We start from the raw sequence: 21,270 nt of genomic DNA on the forward strand, positions 1-21,270 counted from the left end.
AATCGAAAATGAAGTCATTTCTAAAACTTTCCCTGATGGAACTTCAGAAAAAACTACGATTGATGCTTCAACTAATATTCCACAGGTAATACAGGAATTTTCAAGTCAGTTTAAATCAGAAAAAAACGATTTTAAATTCATCAACAACGGTTTATTCGGTTACATTTCTTATGATGCTGTTCGTTATTTCGAAAAAGTTTCAATTGCAAAAAAAGACAATGCTACTTCAATTCCAGATGTTTTTTATGCTGTTTACCAAAACATTATTGCCATCAATCACTTTAAAAATGAGGCTTATATTTTCTGCCATAGTTTAGACGGAAAAAACAATATCTCAGAAATCGAGCAATTATTACAATCTAGAAATATTGCTTCTTATAAATTCTCTAAAGAAGGCGAAGGTTTCTCAAACTTAACCGATGAAGAATTTAAAGCAAATGTAGCTTTAGCCAAAAAACACTGTTACCGCGGAGACGTTTTCCAATTAGTACTTTCTCGAAGATTTACTCAAGGATTTAAAGGAGATGAATTTAACGTTTACCGAGCTTTAAGAAGCATTAATCCTTCTCCGTATTTATTCTTTTTTGATTATGGAGATTTCAAAATATTCGGTTCTTCTCCAGAAGCACAAATTATCGTAAAAGATAGAAAAGCTGAAATTCATCCAATTGCTGGAACTTTCAAAAGAACTGGAAATGACGAACGTGATGCGCTTTTAGCAAAAGAACTTTCAGAAGATAAAAAAGAAAACAGCGAGCACGTAATGTTGGTTGATTTAGCAAGAAATGATTTGAGCAGAAACGGACATGATGTAAATGTAGAAAAATACAGAGAAGTTCAGTTTTTCTCTCACGTAATTCACTTGGTTTCGAAAGTTACTGGACATTTACACGAAAAAGCCACTACGATGCAAGTTGTTGCAGATACTTTTCCAGCAGGAACTTTGAGTGGTGCGCCAAAACACAGAGCGATGCAATTAATTGAAGACTGCGAAAAAACAAATCGTAATTTCTACGGAGGTGCCATCGGAGTTATGGATTTTGATGGAAACTTTAATCATGCGATTATGATTCGAACTTTCCTTTCTAAAAATCACCAATTGCATTGTCAAGCAGGAGCTGGAATCGTCGCAAGTTCTGACGAAGAAAGCGAAATGCAAGAGGTTTACAATAAATTAAGAGCTTTGAATACAGCGCTGGAAATGGCGGAGAAAATTTAGTTTCAAATTGTGAAACAAAAACCTTAGAATCTTAGTCACTTAGAACCTTAGCAACTTAAAAAAATATGAAAAAAGCAGTATCTATTTTAGTTTTAATTATTGGCTTGACATCTTGCACTTCTGAAAAGAAAAATCCGATTGAAGGAACTTGGCGTCTCATTTCGGCTGAAACGACAGAGAAAGATACGACGTTTTCGACTTTCAATTCAAAAACAAAAATGATTAAAATTATAAATGATTCACATTTTGCTTTTTTGAACCATGATTTAAAAAACGGAAAAGATTCAACAACAGCATTGTATTTTGCAGGAGGCGGAAAATATACTTTGAAAGATAGTATTTATACTGAAAATCTGGAGTTTTTCAATAACCGTGACTGGGAAAACAACAAATTTGAATTTGTAGTGAAAGTTCAAAATGACACTTTAATTCAAACAGGAATAGAAAAAGTAGAAAAATTAGGCGTAGATCGAGTTATTGTAGAAAAATACGTTCGAGAGAAATAATAATAAAAAATTAGTTGCAAGTCTCAGTCTAAGTTTTCAGTAAGAAACTTAGCATCTCAGAACCTTAGCAACTTAGCACCTTAAAAAAATGAAAAAGATTTTAGTTATAGACAATTACGATAGTTTCACTTACAATTTAGTGCACTATTTAGAAGATTTAAACTGCGAAGTTACCGTTTACAGAAACGATGAATTTGATATTGATGAAATTGCTTCTTTTGAGAAAATTTTACTTTCTCCAGGGCCTGGAATTCCAGATGAAGCAGGTTTATTAAAAGCAGTAATCGAAAAATACAGTCCGACAAAAAGTATTTTGGGAGTTTGTTTAGGACAACAAGCAATTGGAGAAGTTTTTGGCGGAACACTTTCAAACCTTGATAAAGTATATCACGGCGTTGCAACAAACGTAAAAACATTAGTTTCAGACGAAATTTTGTTTGAAGGTTTAGGAAACGAATTTGAAGTTGGAAGATATCATTCTTGGGTTGTAGACGCTAATTTACCTGAAGATTTAGAGGCAACTTCTGTTGACGAAAATGGTCAAATTATGTCTTTAAGACACAAAAATTACGATGTAAGAGGCGTTCAATTTCACCCAGAAAGCGTTTTAACACCAAACGGGAAAAGGATTTTAGAGAATTGGATTAATAGCTAATATCCAGTCTCATTTTACAGTTACAGTAAAACCTTAGAACCTTAGCACCTCAGCAACTTAGAATCTTAAAAAAAATGAAAACTATATTAAACAAATTAATCAACCACGAAGTGCTTACCAAAGAAGAAGCAAAACAAGTATTGATTAATATTTCAAGCGGTCACTATAATCCAAGTCAGATTTCGGCATTTTTGACTGTTTTTATGATGCGAAGCATTACCATTGATGAACTTTCTGGCTTTCGCGAAGCTTTATTAGAATTATGCATTCGTGTCGATTTATCAGCTTACAACACCATCGATTTATGCGGAACAGGTGGTGATGGAAAAGACACTTTCAATATTTCGACTTTAGCCTCATTTGTTTCAGCTGGAGCTGAAATAAAAGTAGCAAAACATGGAAATTACGGAGTTTCGTCTATTTCTGGATCAAGCAACGTGATGGAAAAAATGGGAATTAAATTCAGCAATGATCCTTCATTTTTAGAAAAATGTATCGATCAGGCTGGAATCTGCGTTTTGCACGCTCCCCTATTTCATCCAGCTATGAAAAATGTTGGGCCAATTAGAAAAGAATTGGCTGTAAAAACTTTCTTTAATATGTTGGGGCCAATGGTAAATCCTGCATTTCCACAGAATCAATTGGTTGGCGTTTTCAACTTAGAATTGGCTAGAATGTATGCTTACTTATACCAAAATACCAATACAAATTTCACGATCTTACATTCGCTTGACGGCTATGATGAAATTTCGTTAACAGGTCCAACCAAAACAATTACAAATCATATGGAAGGAATGTTGAATCCAGAAGATTTTGGCGTTCGTCTTTTATCACAAACCGAAATCGAAGGCGGAAAAACCATTGAAGAATCTGCAGAAATTTTCACAAATATTATTTCAGGAAAAGGAAACGAAGCTCAGAATAATGTAGTTTGTGCCAACGCAGCAATGGCGATTTCGACCGTTACAAAATGTACTCCACAAGAAGGATTTGAATTAGCCAAAGAAAGTCTTTTATCAGGAAAAGGATTGAAAGCATTACAGAAATTACAAGAATTAAGTAAATAAAAAACAAACACAAATTTCACGAATTAGCACTAATAAAATTTGCGTCTTTGTGACTTCGTGGCAAAACAACAACAATGAACATTTTAGATAAAATAATAATTGACAAAAAACAAGAAGTGATTTTGAAGAAATCGATTATTCCGGTTTCTCAATTGGAAGCTTCTGTGTTTTTTGGAAAGCAGACGATTTCTCTTAGTCAGAAATTAAGAGAAAGCAATTCTGGAATAATCGCAGAACACAAACGTCGTTCTCCTTCAAAATCAATCATCAACAATAATTTTACAGTTGAAGAAGTAGTAAAAGGTTACGAAAATGCTGGTGCTTGCGGAATTTCAGTTTTAACAGATGGAAAATATTTCGGTGGATCTTTAGACGATTTACTTTTAGCAAGAGCTTCGGTAAATATTCCGCTTTTGCGAAAAGAATTTATTGTAGACGAATATCAGATTTTAGAAGCAAAAGCACACGGAGCCGATTTGATTCTGTTAATCGCAGCGGTTTTAACACGTGAAGAAATTAAATCATTATCTGAATTTGCAAAAGGTTTAGGTTTAGAAGTTTTGTTAGAAGTTCACAATCAAGAAGAATTGGAAAAATCAATTATGCCGACTTTAGACATGATTGGCGTGAATAACAGAAACTTGAAAACATTTGAGGTAAGTCTTGATTTCAGTAAAGAATTGGCATCGCAAATTCCAAATGATTTTGTAAAAGTTTCAGAAAGCGGAATTTCATCAGTAGAAGCAATCCAAGAACTAAAACCTTACGGATACAAAGGTTTCCTAATCGGAGAAAACTTCATGAAAACAGATAATGCTGGAAAAGCAGCAACAGAATTTATTAAAAATTTAAACGAATAAAATTAGCCACGAATTCACGAATTTAATTTTTTCATATCATTCGTTAATTTGTGGCGAAAAAATCAACACAAAGCTTTGCGAACTTAGCGTTTTTAAGCATAATCAAAAGCAAAAAACCTTAGCGCACTTTGCGGTTAAAAAAAAACTTAGTGTCTTAGCGCCTTCGTGGCAAAAACAAAATAAAAATGAAACTCAAAATATGCGGCATGAAATATCCAGAAAATATCCTCGAAGTAGGCGCGCTCCTACCCGATTATATGGGATTTATTTTCTGGGAAAAGTCCGCTAGATATTGCAACGGGAATGTTCCCGAATTGATAAAAACAATCAAAAAAGTAGGCGTTTTTGTCGATCAAAGTCAAGAAGAAATTCTTGAAAAAGTTGAAAATTACAATTTACAAGCCGTTCAATTACACGGAAATGAATCGGTTGAATTTATATCAGAATTAAAAAAACAATTACCAAAGAAAATCGAAATCATTAAAGTATTTTCAGCAGATGAAAATTTCGATTTTGAAGTCATAAAACCTTTTGAAGAAATCGCCGATTATTTTCTGTTTGATACAAAAGGAAAACTTCCAGGCGGAAACGGAACAACTTTCGACTGGACAATCTTAAAAAAATACAATTCGAAAAAGCCTTTCTTTTTGAGTGGTGGAATTGGAATGAATGAATTAAAAGCCATTGAAGAAATTTCAAAAACCAAATTACCTATTTATGCTGTCGATGTAAATAGTAAATTTGAAATCGAACCAGGGCTGAAAAATAAAAACCTATTTAGCAATTTCAAACGTAAATTTGATGTTGCCAACTTTTAAAATTTAAATAAAATGAGTTTTAACGTTAACGAAAAAGGATATTACGGAGAATTTGGAGGAGCTTATATTCCAGAAATGTTATATCCAAATGTAGAAGAACTACGCCAAAAATACCTAAGCATAATGGACGAACCAGATTTTAAAGCTGAGTTCAATCAATTGCTTAAAGATTACGTTGGACGCCCTAGTCCATTATATTTTGCAAAACGTTTGTCTGAAAAATACAACACTAAAGTATATTTAAAAAGAGAAGACTTAAACCATACTGGAGCACACAAAGTAAACAACACCATTGGACAGATTTTGCTAGCAAAACGTTTAGGCAAAAAGAGAATTATTGCCGAAACTGGAGCTGGACAACACGGTGTAGCAACAGCAACAGTTTGTGCCTTAATGGGAATTGAATGCATCGTGTACATGGGCGAAATCGACATTGCACGTCAAGCGCCAAACGTGGCTCGTATGAAAATGTTAGGCGCAGAAGTTCGTCCGGCGCTTTCGGGTTCAAGAACTTTAAAAGATGCGACAAACGAGGCAATTCGCGATTGGATTAATAATCCTGTTGACACACATTATATTATTGGATCGGCGATTGGGCCACATCCTTATCCGGATATGGTAACACGTTTTCAGAGTATTATCTCTGAGGAAATCAAATGGCAATTGAAAGAAAAAGAAGGACGCGAAAATCCTGATTATGTAGTCGCTTGTATTGGTGGAGGAAGTAATGCTGCTGGAACATATTACCATTTCTTGCACGAACCAGAAGTTGGAATTATCGCTGTTGAAGCAGCCGGAAAAGGTGTTCACAGCGGACATAGTGCAGCAACAAGTAAATTAGGAAAAGTTGGTGTTATTCACGGTTGTAAAACGCTTTTAATGCAAACTCCAGACGGACAAATTACAGAACCATACTCTATTTCTGCAGGTTTAGATTATCCTGGAGTTGGACCTTTACACGCGCATTTGGCGCAAAGCGGACGCGGGGAATTTTTCTCTGTAACTGATGATGATGCTATGAATGCAGGTTTACAATTGACAAAATTAGAAGGAATTATTCCAGCAATTGAAAGCGCTCATGCCTTTGCAGTTTTAGATCAGAAAAAATTTAAACCGACAGATGTTGTGGTAATCAGTCTTTCTGGTCGTGGTGATAAAGATTTAGATAATTATATAGATTACTTTAAATTGTAATAAAAATTGTAATTTGGACGTTCGGATCAAGCAATTACGAACGCTAACAAATTAAGAGAAAATCATAATTATGGAACTATTATTCTCATACGGAACATTAAGATCGAAACAAATTCAAATGCAGATTTTTAATAAAGTTTTAGTTGGTTCTCCAGATCACATACTGGGATTCAAACTTAAAAGTTTACAAATTGAAGAAGAATTTGGAATGGCAGATTACGTTGTAGCTGTACCAAGTGAAAGTCTGGATGACATTATTCACGGTGTTGTTTTTGAAGTTTCAAATCCGGAATTATTAAAAGTAGATCAATTCGAGTCTAATTCATACAAGAGGGTTCAAGTCAAACTTCAATCAGGAAGAACGGCTTGGGTTTACACTGAAAATAAATAATCGAAAATATATTACGATAAAAATACCTGACCGATTTTTAAAATCGGTCAGGATAAAAATACATACTAATGAACAGAATAACTCAGAAATTACAAGAAGATAAAAAAATATTATCCATCTATTTTTCTGCAGGATATCCGAATTTAAATGATACCGTGCAGATTATTCAGGATTTGGAAAAAAACGGAGTAGATTTAATTGAAATTGGACTTCCTTTCAGTGATCCTTTGGCAGATGGTCCTACAATTCAGGCGAGCTCTACGCAGGCATTGCATAACGGAATGACTACTCAAATCCTATTCGATCAGCTGAAAAACATCCGCGAAAGCGTCAAAATTCCATTGATTATTATGGGATATTTTAACCCGATGTTGCAATACGGCGTTGAAGCTTTCTGCCAAAAATGTGCTGAAATTGGAATTGACGGTTTAATTATTCCAGATCTTCCAGTTGACGTTTACGCAGACGAATACAAAGCTATTTTTGAAAAATATGGTTTAATCAATGTATTTTTGATTACGCCTCAAACTTCAGACGAAAGAATCCGTTTTATTGACGGCGTTTCAAACGGATTTATCTATATGGTAAGTTCTGCAAGTGTTACAGGATCTCAAAGCGGTTTCGGAAATGTTCAGGAAGAATATTTTGAAAGAATCTCAAATCTGAATTTAAAAAATCCTCAAATTGTTGGTTTCGGAATTTCAAATAAAGAAACTTTCAATCAAGCAACTAAATATGCAAAAGGTGCTATTATCGGAAGTGCTTTTATTAAACATTTAAGTGAAAACGGAAGCGGAAAAATTGCTGAGTTTGTTGGGGAAATTCGATAATCAATTCATAGAAAATAATTGAATACGGTATTTAAAAATAAATTTAAATACCGTATTTTATTTTTAGGAATCTGTAAACATAACCTTTTCAAATATTTTATACCTTTGAATAAAATCAATTATTATGGATTTAGAAGCTCGTAAAATATCATTTGTACAAGAATTTCTGAGATTGCAAAATGAAGAAATAGTCCATCAGCTCGAAAAATTGCTTCATGAGCAAAAAGTACAATTACTAGATTTGGAAATGAAACCTATGAGTTTAGATCAATTTAATACTGAAATTGATCAATCTATAAATGATGTTGCTCATGGTCGAATTACCTCCGGTAAAGATTTAAAATTGAGAATTCAAAAATGGGATTAACTGTTTACTGGACTCAATTTGCCGAAGATAAGCTCACAGATATTTTTGAATATTATAAATACAAAGCAGGAATAAAAGTCGCAAAAGCATTAATAAATGGTTTAGTAGATTCTTCGCTTTCACTTGAGTATAATGCATATGGAGGTCAAAAAGAAGAACTTTTATCAGAAAGAATTCAGGATTTTAGGTATTTAGTTTTTAAAAATTACAAAATAATCTACTGGATTGATGAATACAAAAATGTTGTTTATGTCACCAACGTATTTGATACCAGACAAAATCCTATCAAAATAAAATTAGACAAATAAATTCGTTAAGAGCTGAAATACCAAGTATTTCAGCTTTTTTTTGTTCCAAATTATCGAAACCGTTTTATGTTAATATTATGTTAAAATAAAATTAAACAAGTGTTTAAATTAAACAAGTGTTTAATTTTGCATCCGATTAGAAACACTACTATGTCAAACATCGAATTAAACGATAAAAAAATTCAGATTCTTAACGTAGCTGAGACGCTGTTTTCTGAGAAAGGATTTGAGGGTACATCGATACGGGACATTTCCAAAGAGGCAAAAATTAATATTGCCATGGTTTCGTATTATTTTGGTTCAAAAGAAAAGCTTTTAGAAGCCTTGATCTTTCACAAAACTGTTGATTTAAAACTGCAACTCGAAAATTTATTAAAGGAAAATCTAGAACCCCTTGAAAAAGTCAATAAATTAATCGAAATTTACATTAACAGAATTTGCCTTAACAAAGGGATTTACAGGGTTTTACATTTTGAATTAAACAATAAAAAAAGAGAAAAAAGCCTTCAGGCATTCACAGATCTTAAAAAAGGAAATTTAAAGTCTGTTGAAAGCATTATCAAACAAGGCCAAGCTGAAGGTGTTTTCAGGAAAGATATTAATATCCAGCTGATTACTCCGACAATTATTGGAACCTTTTTTCACTTTCACATGAATCGCTCTTTCTTCGAAGAATTACTGGATTTAAAAACAGAAGAAATGTTTAACAATTACATTAAAAACGATCTTACAAAGCACATTCAACAAACTATAAAAGCGCTACTTGTTTATGAAAATTAGTCAATTAATGCTCTTTGGAGTATTCTTTATCGGGATATCTTCAATAGAAGCACAAGAAAAAACAAGTTTAACCTTAGACGAAGCCGTAAAAATGGCTTGGGAAAAGAGTAACGAAGTTACGCTTGCCAATACTAAGGTAAACACCAAAAAACACGAGTTAACAGCCGTGAAAAACAATCAGTATCCGGATCTTAAAATTTCCGGACAATATCAGCGCCTTACAAAAGCTTCTATTGACATGCACAACGAAGGTGAAAGTGCTGCTACTCTTGCTTCTCCAGATCGTGCAATGTTGGGAATGGCAAATTTAAGTTTACCCATTTTTGCAGGATTTAAAATTCAAAGCAGTATAGATGCTTATGACAGCATGTATGAAGCTGAAACTGCTACGGCTGCAAAAACTAAAGAGGATGTTGCTTTAAGAGTAATTACGTATTACACTGCTTTATACAAAGCGCAAAAAACTTTGGATGTTTTAAACGAAAACCAAAAAAGTGCTAAACAACGTGTAACTGATTTTACAGAATTGGAGAAAAACGGAATTATTCCGAGAAACGATTTGTTGAAAGCGCAATTATTAGTTTCGAAAACACAATTATCTATTGATGAAGCTACTAACAACTTAAACAACATCAATTTTTATTTAACGACTTTACTTAAATTAGCTCCAGAAACAAAACTTCAGGTTAATGAAGATGATTTCTTTAATTTAAAAACAAATAATGCTCCAACAACAGATGCATTGGCACTTGAAAGCAGAAAAGATTTAGAAGCGATTCGTTTGCAATCTAAAGCTTCTGAAGCAAATATTAGAATTGCAAAAGCAGCTTATTACCCAACGCTTTCATTGCTTGGAGGATATACTGCTTTAGATCTTAAAGACATTATTACTGTAAAATATGCGATGAATTTTGGTTTAGGTTTATCTTATGATTTATCTGGAATTCTAAAAAACAGCGCTCACGTAAAAGAAGCTGAAAGTAGAGCTTTGGAAGTAAAAAACACTGAAGCTATCATGACAGACCGTATTAAAGTTGAAGTTCAAAAATCTCTTGAAGATTATGACTTAGCGATCAACCAAAGTGTGGTTTACAATGAAGCGCTTCAACAGGCTGCTGAAAATTACAGACTTGTAAAAGATAAATTCGACAATGGTCTGGCTGACACCAATGATTTGGTTGAAGCAGATGTTGAACATTTAAGTGCAAAAATCAATACAGCTGTATCTAAAGCTACAATAATTCAGAAGTATTACGAATTACTTTCAGTATCAGGACAATTATCACAATCATTCAATCTTTCTAAAATATAATCGATAGCTCTCATGGAAAAGAAAAAGACAAATAAAAAATTCATCATCATACTAGCCGTTTTGGTTTTAGGGGGAGGAACTTACGGAATATCTAAATACTTACACGCTCAAGGACACGAAGAAACGGATGATGCTCAAATTGAGAAAAGAATGAATCCGATTATTCCGAGAGTTTCAGGATATATCAGCAAGGTTTACGTGAAAGATAATGATTATGTAAAAAAGGGAGATACTTTATTTACTATCGATAAAAGAGATTACCAATTAAAAATTGATGAAGCTAATGCTGCTTTATTAGGAGCTGAAGGTCAGTTTGAGGCTGCAAAAGCTGATATTGGAAGTGCTTATGCAAGTATTTCTGTTTCAGATGCTCAAATGAGATCTGCAAGTGGTTCTATCGAAAGCGCAAGAATTAGATTGAGACAGCTTACAAACGACTTTAATCGTTACAACAATCTGTACAAAACACATACTATTACAAAGCAACAATTCGAGCAGGCTCAGGCAGCAAAAGATGAGGCTGAAAACCAAGTACGTGTTTTAGAACAACAACAAAAAGCTACTTCTTACCAGAAATCAGTTATTCAGTCAAAATCTAAAGTTTCTGACAAACAAACAGAAGTTGCTGCTGCAAACATCAAAAAAGCAAAAACAATGCTTGATGTTGCACATTTAAACTTAAGCTACACAGTAGTTACAGCTGCAATTGATGGTCAGGTTTCTAAAGTTGATATTCAGCCAGGACAATTAGTTCAGCCAGGACAATCTTTATTCTACATCATTAACAATAGCGAAGCTTGGGTTGTAGCTAACTTTAAAGAAACACAGTTAAACAAAATGGTTATTGGACAAAAAGTAAGCTTAAAAGTAGATGCTTATCCAAACTATGAGTTTAAAGGAACTGTAACTTCATTTTCACCTGCTACAGGATCTCGTTTTTCATTATTACCTCCTGACAATGCAACAGGAAACTTTGTAAAAACAATTCAGAGATTACCAGTAAAAATTAGTATCGACCAATCAAACGATCCTGAAAAAGTAAAACTTTTAAGACCAGGTATGAACGTTGACGTTGATGTACATTTGAAATAATATAAATGGCAACAGCAGTACAAGACGACGATTTAGTAGAATACGGTTTCAGACGTGTTATCATTACGATTACAGCAGTGCTTTGTGCACTGTTGGAAATTGTAGATACGACGATTGTAAACGTAGCGCTGACAGACATGCGCGGAAGTCTTGGAGCTACCTTGACCGATGTGGCATGGGTAATTACAGCATACGCAATTGCGAATGTTATTGTAATTCCGATGACGAGCTGGCTATCACAGCAATTTGGAAGACGTAATTATTTTGTGGCTTCCATTATAATATTTACAGTCTGTTCTTTTTTGTGTGGTAACGCCACAAATATTTGGGAACTTGTAGCCTTCCGATTCGTACAAGGTATGGGTGGTGGAGCGCTACTTGTAACAGCCCAAACGATTATTACAGAAAGTTATCCCGTGGCAAAACGTGGTATGGCACAGGCTATTTACGGAATGGGTGTAATTGTTGGTCCAACTCTTGGACCACCTTTGGGAGGTTATTTAGTAGATAACTATTCTTGGCCTTATATTTTCTATATCAATATTCCTTTAGGAATTATTGCTACTGTTTTGGCTTTAACTTTTGTTAGAAGTCCAAAATATGGAGAAAAATTAAAAGCCAATCAGGTTGACTGGTGGGGAATTATCTTATTGAGTACTTTTATTGGTTCTTTACAATTCGTACTAGAACACGGACAACAAGACGACTGGTTTAATGATTCTTTAATTGTAACCTTGAGTGTTATTACTGTTCTTGGATTGGTTTTATTTATTTGGAGAGAGCTTACTTATAAACATCCAATTGTAAACTTAAGTGTTTTAAAAGACGGAAATTTAAGAATTGGAACCATAATGTGTTTTATTCTTGGTTTTGGTTTATACGGATCAACATTGATTATTCCAATTTATACGCAGTCAATTTTAGGATGGACTGCAACTGATGCTGGTTTATTATTGATTCCAGGATCTATTACAACAGCGATCATGATGCCGTTTGTTGGAAATATGATTCAGAAAGGTGTTCCGCAAGGATATATGGTTGGAGTTGGATTTTTAGTTTTCTTCTTCTTCACCTTTATGATGTACAGCCGAATGACTCCAGACACCGGAGTTGAGCATATGTACTGGCCTTTAATTTTAAGAGGAATTGGTCTAGGATTACTTTTCGTTCCAATTACAACACTTTCTCTTTCTACTTTAAAAGGAAAACAAATTGGTGAAGGAGCAGCATTTACTGGAATGATGCGTCAGTTAGGTGGTTCATTTGGTATTGCAATTATTACGACTTTCATCACACGTTTCAGTCAGTCACACCGAGTGGATTTAATCAACAATTTAGATCCAGCAAAATTCGAAGTGCAGCAACGAATTGCAGGAATGCAACATGCTTTTATGGCAAAAGGATATAGCGCCGATGTAGCTTTGAAAAAAGCCTATCAAGCTATCGAACTTTCTGTAATGAAACAGAGTACTGTAATGGCTTATATGGATATCTTCCTGTATCTTGGAATTATGTTTTTATGTTGTATTCCAATTATCCTTTTCATTAAAAAAGGAAAAAACAAGGTTAATCCCGCAGATGCGATGCATTAATATTTTAATAATTATTTATAATACGAAAAAGCCGAGTTCACTTTCCTGTAACTCGGCTTTTTATTTGTTTTATTTTTTCTCTTGAATAATCCTATACCTTTTATCTTCTATAAATAACTCTTTCGGTGTCATCTTATCATCAAACTCAAATATTAAAATACGATCTATTTCTTTTTGAGGTTTAATTTTTGTCGCAACGCTTGCAAAATATCCTTGAAAACTATGAAATCGATATAAACTGTCTTGTTCAGTCGAAATATAAACATCCTCAAAATTGAAAACACAATTTTTGGTTCCCTCATTTTTCAGAGTTACTTTAAGTTTTACAAATTTCATTCCTTCTCTTGCCTCAATCAAAGAAGCTCCAAGAGGGCCATTTGCCTGCCCAGGAATAATGTAATCTTCTGATATTTTTTTAAATTTAATTGTTAAGCCATCAACATTGTTTTGACTAAATAAATTGGAGACAAAAAGGATATTAATAAAAAAGATAAAATATAATTTCATTGAAAATTTAAAAATTTAGAAAACTTAAAAACCTATCTCGTAAAAACCAAATGATTCCCTTTCGAAAGATTCGCATCAAACTTATATCCTTCGTAGTCGAAACCTTTTAAATCCTCTATAGTTTCTGCATTGGTATCGATAATATAACGAACCATCATACCTCTCGCCTTTTTAGCAAAGAAACTGATCATTTTTAGTTTTCCGTCTTTGTAATCTTTAAAATCAGGAGTAATTACAGGAACTTTCAACGCTTTCTCATCAACAGCAGAGAAATATTCGTTACTGGCTAAATTCACAAATAATTCGTCTTTTTTCAATTCTTTGTTTAAAGCTTTTGTTACGGTTGGTTTCCAGAATTCATGAAGGTTTTTAGATTCTGCAACCGGCATTTTAGTCCCCATTTCTAAACGGTACGCCTGCATTAAATCTAAAGGTTTTAAAAGTCCATAAAGACCTGATAAAATTCGAAGTTTATCTTGTAAAACATCTAATTTATCCAACGGAATTGAATAAGCATCTAAACCTGTATAAACATCACCATCGAAAGTATAAACTGCCGGACGTGCATTTTCTGGCGTAAAAGGCGTTTTCCAATCCTGATTTCTTTTCCAGTTTAAATCGGCTAATTTGTCTGAAATAGACATTAATTCTGATAATTCAGCTGGCTTTTTTTGTTTTACTACTTTATGAACCACTCTCGCTTCTTTTAAGAATGAAGGTTCTGTATATTGAGATGTTGGTAATTCTTTTTCGAAATTCAATGATTTCGCTGGAGATATAACAATTTTCATTTGCGCGTTTTTCTATGATCCAAAAATACAAATTGAAATTCTAAAAACAGATTATCATAATTGATTTGTTCTATGTGTGTATATTTTTTTTCGCCACGAATTCACGAATTTTTCTAGCCACAGATTTCAGGATTAAAAAGGATTTCTTTTTTTCAATTAAATAAAAAATTAGTGTTCATTCGTGCAATTCATAGCAAACCTTTTTCTAAGAATTTAAAATCCTTTCTAATCCTTTAAATCTGTGGCAGAAAAAAATAAATTCGAGCAATTAGTGCAATTCGTGGCAAACCTTTTTCTAAGAATCTAAAATCCTTTTTAATCCTTAAATCTGTGGCAGAAAAAAACAAATTCAAGCAATTAGTGTAATTCGTGGCAATCCTTTTCTCATTTTGGTAAAAATCAACATCAAAAACTATTAAATTCTTCAAAAAAGTGATCGATAGATTATTATAGGCATTTTCTATGTTGTAAATTTGCGTGCAATTTATTTCGACTGAAATTCAAATTGCATTTTTACTCAAAAATTAGTGAATTCGTGGCTATACAAACAAACTATAAATCTGCTTTAAAAAACAAAATCTTCGATATCATTTCGAAAGCTTCTCAGGAATTGAACGTTGACTCGTATGTGATCGGCGGATTTGTTCGTGACTTGCTTTTACAAAGAGGTTCAAAAAAAGATATCGACGTTGTAGCAGTTGGAAGCGGAATTGAATTAGCGCTTAAAGTTTCTGATTTACTTCCGAACAAACCAAAAGTTCAGGTTTTTAAATCCTACGGAACGGCAATGCTTCGTTTTGAAGATACTGATATTGAATTTGTAGGTGCAAGAAAAGAATCTTATAGCCGTGACAGCCGAAATCCGATTGTAGAAAACGGAACTTTACAAGATGATCAAAATCGTCGTGATTTTACGATCAATGCTTTTGCTTTGTCTTTGAATCAAAATAATTTCGGAGAGCTGCTAGACCCTTTTGATGGTTTAACCGATTTAGAAAACAAAACAATAAAAACGCCTTTGGATCCAGATATTACCTATTCTGATGATCCTTTGCGAATGCTTCGTGCGATTCGTTTTGCAACGCAATTGAATTTTGAAATCGAAGAAAATTCACTGAATGCCATCACAAAAAATGCAGATCGCCTTAAAATTATTTCTGGCGAAAGAATCGTTGATGAATTGAATAAAATTCTTTCGACAGACAAACCTTCAATCGGATTTTTACTTTTATATAAAACTGGACTTTTGGACATTATTTTGCCTGAATTAACCGCTTTGAATCAAGTAGAAGAAATTGAAGGCCATACGCATAAAAACAATTTTTACCATACACTAGAAGTTGTCGATAATATTTGTCCAAATACAGATGATGTTTGGTTGCGTTGGTCGGCATTATTACATGATATTGGTAAGGCTCCAACCAAACGTTTCACAAAAAAACAAGGATGGACTTTTCACGGTCATGAATTTCTTGGCGGAAAAATGGCGAAGAAAATCTTCGAACGTTTACATATGCCTTTGAACCATAAAATGAAATTCGTTCAAAAAATGGTTATCATGAGTTCGCGTCCGATTGTTTTGGCGCAAGACATTGTGACGGACAGTGCGGTTCGCCGTTTGGTTTTTGATGCTGGCGAAGACGTTGAAAGTTTAATGACTTTGTGTGAGGCCGATATCACAACCAAAAATCCAGCGAAATTCAAGAAATATCATAAAAACTTCGAAGTTGTCCGCAAGAAAATTGTTGAAGTAGAAGAACGCGATCATGTTCGTAATTTTCAGCCGCCAATTTCTGGTGAAGAAATTATGGAAATGTTCGATTTGAAACCTTCACGTGAAATCGGAATTTTAAAAGAAGCCGTAAAAGAAGCTATTCTAGAAGGAGATATTCCAAATGAATATCAAGCTGCTTATGATTTTGTGATTAAAAGAGCTGAAAAGTTAAATCTAACTCTTAAGAGGTAATGGATACTATAGGCTTTATTTTATTACTGACTATCGTAATTATAATAATTTCATCAAATATTCTTTTTTTAAAAAGACTCAAAAACAATCAGAAGCGTTTTAAATATATTTTTATATTTTTCCTTTTCTGCATTGTTTCATTTTTTGTTTCTGGCATTTTAATTTATGCACTTGAGCAAAATTTATTAATAAATACTTTCAAAATTGAAATCAATCATGGTTATGTTAGTCGAATTATTAAATCAATTATAGCATTCACTTTAAATATTATCACAAACTACTATTTTGCTAAATTCTATTTAAAAAGAATTTCCAAAACAAAAAACAAAAACGAAATCGAATTAATCGGAAAAGAATGAAAAAAGAGAATAAATCAGTAATCATTTGGTTACTATCGGGTTGTGTTTTATTATTTTTAATGGTTGTCGTAGGTGGCATCACACGTTTAACTAATTCAGGTTTATCTATGACCGACTGGCATTTGGTAACCGACACCTTTCCTCCTTTAACAGAAGCCAAATGGCAAGCTGCTTTTGACGAGTACAAGAAGTTTCCAGAATATCAAAAAATCAATATTCACAACGATTTTCAATTAGCAGATTATAAGTTTATTTACTTCTGGGAATGGTTCCACCGTTTTATCGGTCGTATCATTGGATTGGTTTTCTTCGTACCCTTTGTTTACTTTTTAGCTAAAAAGAAATTAGATACAGACACGATCAAAAAATGTATCGTGCTTTTGGCAATGGGAGGTTTCCAAGGATTTTTAGGATGGTTTATGGTTAGAAGCGGTTTAATTGACAATCCAGATGTGAGCCATTTTAGACTTTCATTACACTTAACTTTTGCCTTTATCACTTTTGCTTATACGCTTTGGGTTGCATTGGATTTAATTTATCCGGAAAGAAATATCAATAAAATTTTACCACTTCGTAAAATTGCTCGTTTTGCTTTAGTTGCTTTATTAATCCAAATTATTTACGGCGGATTTGTAGCAGGTTTAAATGCAGGATTAATTCACAACCACTGGCCTTTAATGAGCGACGGAGAATTTATTCACGAATCGGTTTTTATTGAGCAATCTTCTTTAATCAAAAATTTAATTGAAGGAAAAAGTGGGGTTCAATTTGTGCACAGAACTTTTGCTTATGTAGTAGTTGCGATTATTCTTTTCCTTTTCTTCAAAAGCAAAAAATATTCTCTTACGACAACTCAGGCAAATGGAATTAACTTATTAGTTGTTTTTGTTTTCATTCAATTTTTACTTGGAGTTTTCACTTTATTATACAGCGTACCTTTGGCTTTAGGATTAATTCACCAAATTATGGCGTTTTTCCTTTTGAGTGCGATGACATTTACTTTGCACAGGTTAAGCAAATAAAAGAATCATAAAATACAAAAAGAGCCTTAAAATTAAGGCTCTTTTTTATGGAATCAATTTTACTTCTAAAGAAATAAAACCTGTAATTTTCTATTTTAGTTTTACCCAAGCCAAGATTTAAAATCCTGCACTTTTTCGCGGCTTACAATTACCTCATCTTCTTTATAACTTGGTAAAATCACTTTTAATCGTGAATTGGTATACACTTGAATTTCTTTAATCGCTTTTAATGGAACAATAAATTTTCTGCTTACGCGAAAGAAATCTTTCTTGTCTAATTCTTGTTCTAAAATCTCTAAAGTCGAATCGATTAAATAATCACGATTTTCGTAAGTATGAATGTAAGTTCCTTTGTTTTCACTAAAAAAACATTCAATTTCTTCAGTTGTAATGACTTTTAAATGTTGTCCGATTTTAACCGTAAATCGTTTTTTATACGTTTTCTCAAAAGGATTTGAAAGCATTTGACGAATTTGTTCAAAATCTAATTGCAGGTTTGAAGTCTCTGCTATTGCTTGCGGAATTCTAGATTTATATTTTGAAACCGCTGTTTCTAAATCATCTTCATCAATTGGTTTTAAAAGATAATCAATACTGTTTAATTTAAAAGCTTTTAATGCGTATTCATCATAAGCTGTTGTGAAAATGATCGCACTTTTAATATCAATTTTTTCAAAAATCTCAAACGACAAACCATCAGATAATTGAATGTCTAGAAAAATTAAATCGGGATGCGAGTTATTCTCAAACCATTCGATAGATTCTTCAACAGAATGAAGCATTGTTTCTACCTTTACATCCAACTTTTCAAGTTTTCTTTGCAGCAATCTTGCAGCTGGTTTTTCGTCTTCTATAATTAATGTGACCATTTATTAAATTGTAAAATTTGAAAAAATATTAATTCAAAGTTACTCCCATTTATTTTTATTTGAATTGTCTTTATCCATATATTTTTGAATTTTTCTTTGCTCCCAATCAGAACTAAAAAACAAATCCGATCCAAAAACAGACAATCCGTGTGCAACTAATCCAATTCCCCAAAAGAATGCAGTCGAATAGGTATGCCATTGAGACAAACCACTAAAATCAACTCCTCCGTGCAAATTATCTCTGGTTAAACTCGATACAATAATGATCAAATTTACGATAATGTACACTTTCAAATGTGAGTAAAAACCCTTAATTTTTTTTACTTTTTTGTAAGCTGCTCTATAATTTTCATCTTCATGAAAATCGTTTTCATAATGCTTATCATATTCTCTTTCTAATTCATCATAGAATTGTCTTCTAAAACGTCCCATAGTATCTTTTACAAAAATTATTTCCACTTATTTTTATTCTCTTTCTCCTTCTCCATAAATTCCTGGATCTTTCTTTCTTCCCATTCTTTACCCATTCCCGGAAAAACTTCAAAAACTTTCAGTCCGTGAAAAACTACTCCAACTCCCCACCATAAAAGCGGCCAGAAAAACCATAAATATTGTGGTGATGTATATAAGTTAATGAAAATCAAAATAGCATTTACTAATACGTAAGAAACCAAATTTCCATAAAACCCTTTAATATTTTCGACTTTCTTTTTAGCCGCAATATATCTTTCCTCTTCACTTAAATTCCTTTCCATGATTATTCCCATTTTTGTTTTTTATATTTTTTTTCTAAGATGCTTCGTAATTTTCGTTCCTCCCATTGCTGTCCAAAAATTTTATAAGACGTAAACAAGTCAATTGCCGAACCCAATATTACCGCCGACCAAATAATCATTACCACCCAATTGATATATTTTATTGGAATAAAATGAAGTGGCAGATTGGTATATTCTTTCAGAAGAAATACAATCATTACAATTACATAAACCGCTAAATGATTGTAAAATGACTTTAGCTGATGCACTTTTTTACTGGCTAATTCTTTGAGAATAGCTTGTTCCTGATCATTAGTCAAATTTGTTTCCATTGCTTTCGAGTCTACGTTTATCTTCTTTATCTAAAAGTTCCTGGATTTTTTTAGCTTCCCATTTTTTATTAAAAAAAGGTGGAAATTCAAACGCTTTTAATCCATGTAAAACTATCGCTATTCCCCATCCCATCACCGACCAAATCCACCAAAGATATTCTGGAGAAACCATATAATTAACTACAATTACAATCGGATTACACAAAACATAAACGGTAAGATGCTCGTAAAATCCTCTTAATTCTTTTACTTTTTTCTGAGCATCATAATAACGATCCGCTTCAGTAAAATCTTTTTCAGTCATTATTTCCATGTTTTTTGTTTGTTATCTCTTTCTAAAATTTCTCGAATTTTTCTTTCTTCCCAATCTGAGCTGTATCCAAAAACTTTAAAAGCATGCATTGCAACTCCAAATCCCCAGCCTAAAGCAGAAAACCAAAACCATTGAAATCCTGGCGAGAATCTTAAATTAATAAAAACCAGAAACGGAATCACACAACAATATGAAATTACATTTCCATAAAATCCTTTCAATTCTTGCACTCTTTTTTTGGCTCTATAATAGGCTTTTGCTTCGTCGGTATATTCTGTACTCATTTCCATAACCGCAATTTGTTTCGTTAAAATTGGAATCTTCACCGTGAAATTCTTTTCATCTTGTTCAATTTTCACTTTTCGGTCGGTTATAATTCCGTATCGATTTACAATATTCTGCAATCCAACACCTTGTCTGTCCTGCAAAACTTCTTTTTTCTGAAAATCATTTTGAATCGCCAAATAATCTCCATCAATAAATATTCTAATGTGTAGCGGTTTTTGCTCGCTTACTATATTGTGTTTTACTGTATTCTCTAATAAAAGTTGCAAAGAAAGCGGCACAACCTTCGCTTCTGGATTGATGTTATCGCTTGGCAATTCGTAAAACAAACTATTTTCGAAACGCATTTTCAGCAGATTCATGTAGGTTTTTGCGAATGACAACTCATCTTCAACAGAAACCAATTCTTTGTCTTTTTGTTCTAAAACATATCGATAAACTTTAGACAAAGAAGTCGTAAAACGCTGTGCATTATCCGGATTTTCTTCAATCAAAGAACTTAAAACATTCAAACTATTAAACAAGAAATGCGGATCTATTTGATTTTTTAAACTTTCAAATTTTGCGCTTGCTGTTCCTGCAATAATTTTTTGTTGTGTAATTTCAAATTTTGAAGCCTTTTTCCATTTAACCATGAAACTTCTGGCTTGCATAAAAGTCGAAACTCCAAGAGATAAAATGATATAAAAAAGGTGAACCCAAATCATTCTTGCTCCAAAAAACACCTCTAAAGTTACATCCTGCAAGACCACAAAAATGAAATAGTTGATGGCTAAAACTACAGGAACTGTGTATAAAACGGTTACTAAAATTCCGTAATAAACTCTAAGATTTGTTTGCTCCAGCCAATCCCATTTTCTGTCTAACAGCACATTCAGAAAACCGTTACCAAAGCCTAATCCGAAAGAATAAAGACAGCTTATAAAAAAAGTTAAAAGAACATTTCTAACATTTAAGTCATCTCCTAAAGAAGCTGAAAATATTATGGCAAAGACCATAGAAATCTTTAAACAAACTATTGTTCCACTTTTTAGATCAGTAAATGTTCTTTCTTTCATTATATGCTTTTTATAAAATTTT

At 32.9% G+C, this 21,270-nt stretch carries 25 protein-coding genes; 17 read left to right on the forward strand and 8 right to left on the reverse strand.

Going from position 1 to position 21,270, the window contains the following annotated elements; all coding sequences use genetic code 11:
- The 15 genes from VGE71_RS19040 to VGE71_RS19110 all read left to right on the forward strand — a co-directional run.
- The coding region (locus VGE71_RS19040; protein ID WP_331139717.1) for an anthranilate synthase component I family protein at positions 1-1,219 on the forward strand (1,219 nt) is incomplete at its 5' end.
- A gap of 65 nt (positions 1,220-1,284) precedes the next feature.
- Entirely contained in the window at positions 1,285-1,725 is a 441-nt protein-coding gene (locus VGE71_RS19045) for a hypothetical protein (RefSeq protein WP_331139718.1), read from the forward strand.
- A gap of 88 nt (positions 1,726-1,813) precedes the next feature.
- Entirely contained in the window at positions 1,814-2,380 is a 567-nt protein-coding gene (locus VGE71_RS19050; RefSeq protein WP_331139719.1) for an aminodeoxychorismate/anthranilate synthase component II, read from the forward strand.
- A 74-nt stretch (positions 2,381-2,454) separates the two neighbouring features.
- Positions 2,455-3,447, forward strand: a complete 993-nt coding sequence (gene trpD / locus VGE71_RS19055) for an anthranilate phosphoribosyltransferase (RefSeq protein ID WP_331139720.1) — start codon at positions 2,455-2,457, stop codon at positions 3,445-3,447.
- A gap of 74 nt (positions 3,448-3,521) precedes the next feature.
- Complete coding sequence (trpC, locus tag VGE71_RS19060; protein WP_331139721.1) at positions 3,522-4,307, forward strand: indole-3-glycerol phosphate synthase TrpC; 786 nt, start codon at positions 3,522-3,524, stop codon at positions 4,305-4,307.
- A gap of 185 nt (positions 4,308-4,492) precedes the next feature.
- Positions 4,493-5,125, forward strand: a complete 633-nt coding sequence (locus tag VGE71_RS19065; RefSeq protein WP_331139722.1) for a phosphoribosylanthranilate isomerase — start codon at positions 4,493-4,495, stop codon at positions 5,123-5,125.
- A 12-nt stretch (positions 5,126-5,137) separates the two neighbouring features.
- Complete coding sequence (gene trpB / locus VGE71_RS19070) at positions 5,138-6,319, forward strand: tryptophan synthase subunit beta (protein ID WP_331139723.1); 1,182 nt, start codon at positions 5,138-5,140, stop codon at positions 6,317-6,319.
- Positions 6,320-6,389: 70 nt separating this feature from the next.
- Positions 6,390-6,710 carry a gamma-glutamylcyclotransferase family protein gene (locus tag VGE71_RS19075; RefSeq protein ID WP_331139724.1) on the forward strand — a complete coding sequence of 107 codons (321 nt, stop codon included), beginning with the start codon at positions 6,390-6,392 and terminating at the stop codon, positions 6,708-6,710.
- Between the two features lie 68 nt (positions 6,711-6,778).
- A complete protein-coding gene (gene trpA, locus VGE71_RS19080) occupies positions 6,779-7,540 on the forward strand; it encodes a tryptophan synthase subunit alpha (protein ID WP_331139725.1) in 762 nt (253 codons plus the stop codon).
- A gap of 124 nt (positions 7,541-7,664) precedes the next feature.
- Positions 7,665-7,907 (forward strand): hypothetical protein, encoded by a 243-nt coding sequence (locus tag VGE71_RS19085; protein ID WP_331139726.1) that lies wholly within the window; start codon positions 7,665-7,667, stop codon positions 7,905-7,907.
- Positions 7,898-8,215 (forward strand): type II toxin-antitoxin system RelE/ParE family toxin, encoded by a 318-nt coding sequence (locus VGE71_RS19090; protein ID WP_331139727.1) that lies wholly within the window; start codon positions 7,898-7,900, stop codon positions 8,213-8,215. The genes VGE71_RS19085 and VGE71_RS19090 overlap by 10 nt, the downstream gene beginning before the upstream one ends.
- 150 nt (positions 8,216-8,365) lie before the next feature.
- Complete coding sequence (locus VGE71_RS19095; RefSeq protein ID WP_331139728.1) at positions 8,366-8,995, forward strand: TetR/AcrR family transcriptional regulator; 630 nt, start codon at positions 8,366-8,368, stop codon at positions 8,993-8,995.
- Positions 8,985-10,307 carry a TolC family protein gene (locus VGE71_RS19100; RefSeq protein WP_331139729.1) on the forward strand — a complete coding sequence of 441 codons (1,323 nt, stop codon included), beginning with the start codon at positions 8,985-8,987 and terminating at the stop codon, positions 10,305-10,307. The genes VGE71_RS19095 and VGE71_RS19100 overlap by 11 nt, the downstream gene beginning before the upstream one ends.
- Positions 10,308-10,319: 12 nt before the next feature.
- Positions 10,320-11,399 (forward strand): HlyD family secretion protein, encoded by a 1,080-nt coding sequence (locus VGE71_RS19105; protein ID WP_331139730.1) that lies wholly within the window; start codon positions 10,320-10,322, stop codon positions 11,397-11,399.
- A gap of 5 nt (positions 11,400-11,404) precedes the next feature.
- The gene (locus VGE71_RS19110; RefSeq protein WP_331139731.1) at positions 11,405-12,991 is read left to right on the forward strand and encodes an MDR family MFS transporter; all 1,587 of its coding nucleotides are present in this window, start codon (positions 11,405-11,407) and stop codon (positions 12,989-12,991) included.
- Positions 12,992-13,060: 69 nt separating this feature from the next.
- Here VGE71_RS19110 and VGE71_RS19115 read toward each other — a convergent pair whose 3' ends face one another.
- Positions 13,061-13,498, reverse strand: coding sequence for a hypothetical protein (locus tag VGE71_RS19115; protein WP_331139732.1), 438 nt, complete (start codon positions 13,496-13,498; stop codon positions 13,061-13,063).
- Positions 13,499-13,530: 32 nt separating this feature from the next.
- Positions 13,531-14,289, reverse strand: a complete 759-nt coding sequence (yaaA, locus tag VGE71_RS19120) for a peroxide stress protein YaaA (protein ID WP_331139733.1) — start codon at positions 14,287-14,289, stop codon at positions 13,531-13,533.
- A 535-nt stretch (positions 14,290-14,824) separates the two neighbouring features.
- Here yaaA and VGE71_RS19125 point away from each other — a divergent pair.
- Together VGE71_RS19125 and VGE71_RS19130 are read left to right on the forward strand one after the other, a co-directional pair.
- On the forward strand, positions 14,825-16,255 hold the full coding sequence (locus VGE71_RS19125; protein ID WP_331139734.1) for a CCA tRNA nucleotidyltransferase: 1,431 nt from the start codon (positions 14,825-14,827) through the stop codon (positions 16,253-16,255).
- 355 nt (positions 16,256-16,610) lie between these two features.
- Entirely contained in the window at positions 16,611-17,636 is a 1,026-nt protein-coding gene (locus VGE71_RS19130; protein ID WP_331139735.1) for a COX15/CtaA family protein, read from the forward strand.
- A 101-nt stretch (positions 17,637-17,737) separates the two neighbouring features.
- Here VGE71_RS19130 and VGE71_RS19135 read toward each other — a convergent pair whose 3' ends face one another.
- The 6 genes from VGE71_RS19135 to VGE71_RS19160 are packed head-to-tail and all read right to left on the reverse strand — an operon-like array spanning position 17,738 to position 21,248.
- A complete protein-coding gene (locus VGE71_RS19135; protein ID WP_331139736.1) occupies positions 17,738-18,505 on the reverse strand; it encodes a LytTR family DNA-binding domain-containing protein in 768 nt (255 codons plus the stop codon).
- A gap of 39 nt (positions 18,506-18,544) precedes the next feature.
- Positions 18,545-18,964, reverse strand: coding sequence for a 2TM domain-containing protein (locus VGE71_RS19140; RefSeq protein WP_331139737.1), 420 nt, complete (start codon positions 18,962-18,964; stop codon positions 18,545-18,547).
- Entirely contained in the window at positions 18,955-19,260 is a 306-nt protein-coding gene (locus VGE71_RS19145; RefSeq protein ID WP_331139738.1) for a 2TM domain-containing protein, read from the reverse strand. Before VGE71_RS19145 ends, VGE71_RS19140 begins: the two co-directional genes overlap by 10 nt.
- A gap of 2 nt (positions 19,261-19,262) precedes the next feature.
- A complete protein-coding gene (locus tag VGE71_RS19150) occupies positions 19,263-19,592 on the reverse strand; it encodes a 2TM domain-containing protein (protein WP_331139739.1) in 330 nt (109 codons plus the stop codon).
- Positions 19,573-19,896, reverse strand: coding sequence for a 2TM domain-containing protein (locus VGE71_RS19155; RefSeq protein WP_331139740.1), 324 nt, complete (start codon positions 19,894-19,896; stop codon positions 19,573-19,575). Before VGE71_RS19155 ends, VGE71_RS19150 begins: the two co-directional genes overlap by 20 nt.
- Positions 19,896-21,248 carry a 2TM domain-containing protein gene (locus VGE71_RS19160; RefSeq protein WP_331139741.1) on the reverse strand — a complete coding sequence of 451 codons (1,353 nt, stop codon included), beginning with the start codon at positions 21,246-21,248 and terminating at the stop codon, positions 19,896-19,898. The genes VGE71_RS19155 and VGE71_RS19160 overlap by 1 nt, the downstream gene beginning before the upstream one ends.
- Positions 21,249-21,270: the final 22 nt, after the last annotated feature.

It is taken from the genome of Flavobacterium sp. (assembly GCF_036405015.1).
Taxonomy (GTDB): Bacteria; Bacteroidota; Bacteroidia; order Flavobacteriales; family Flavobacteriaceae; genus Flavobacterium.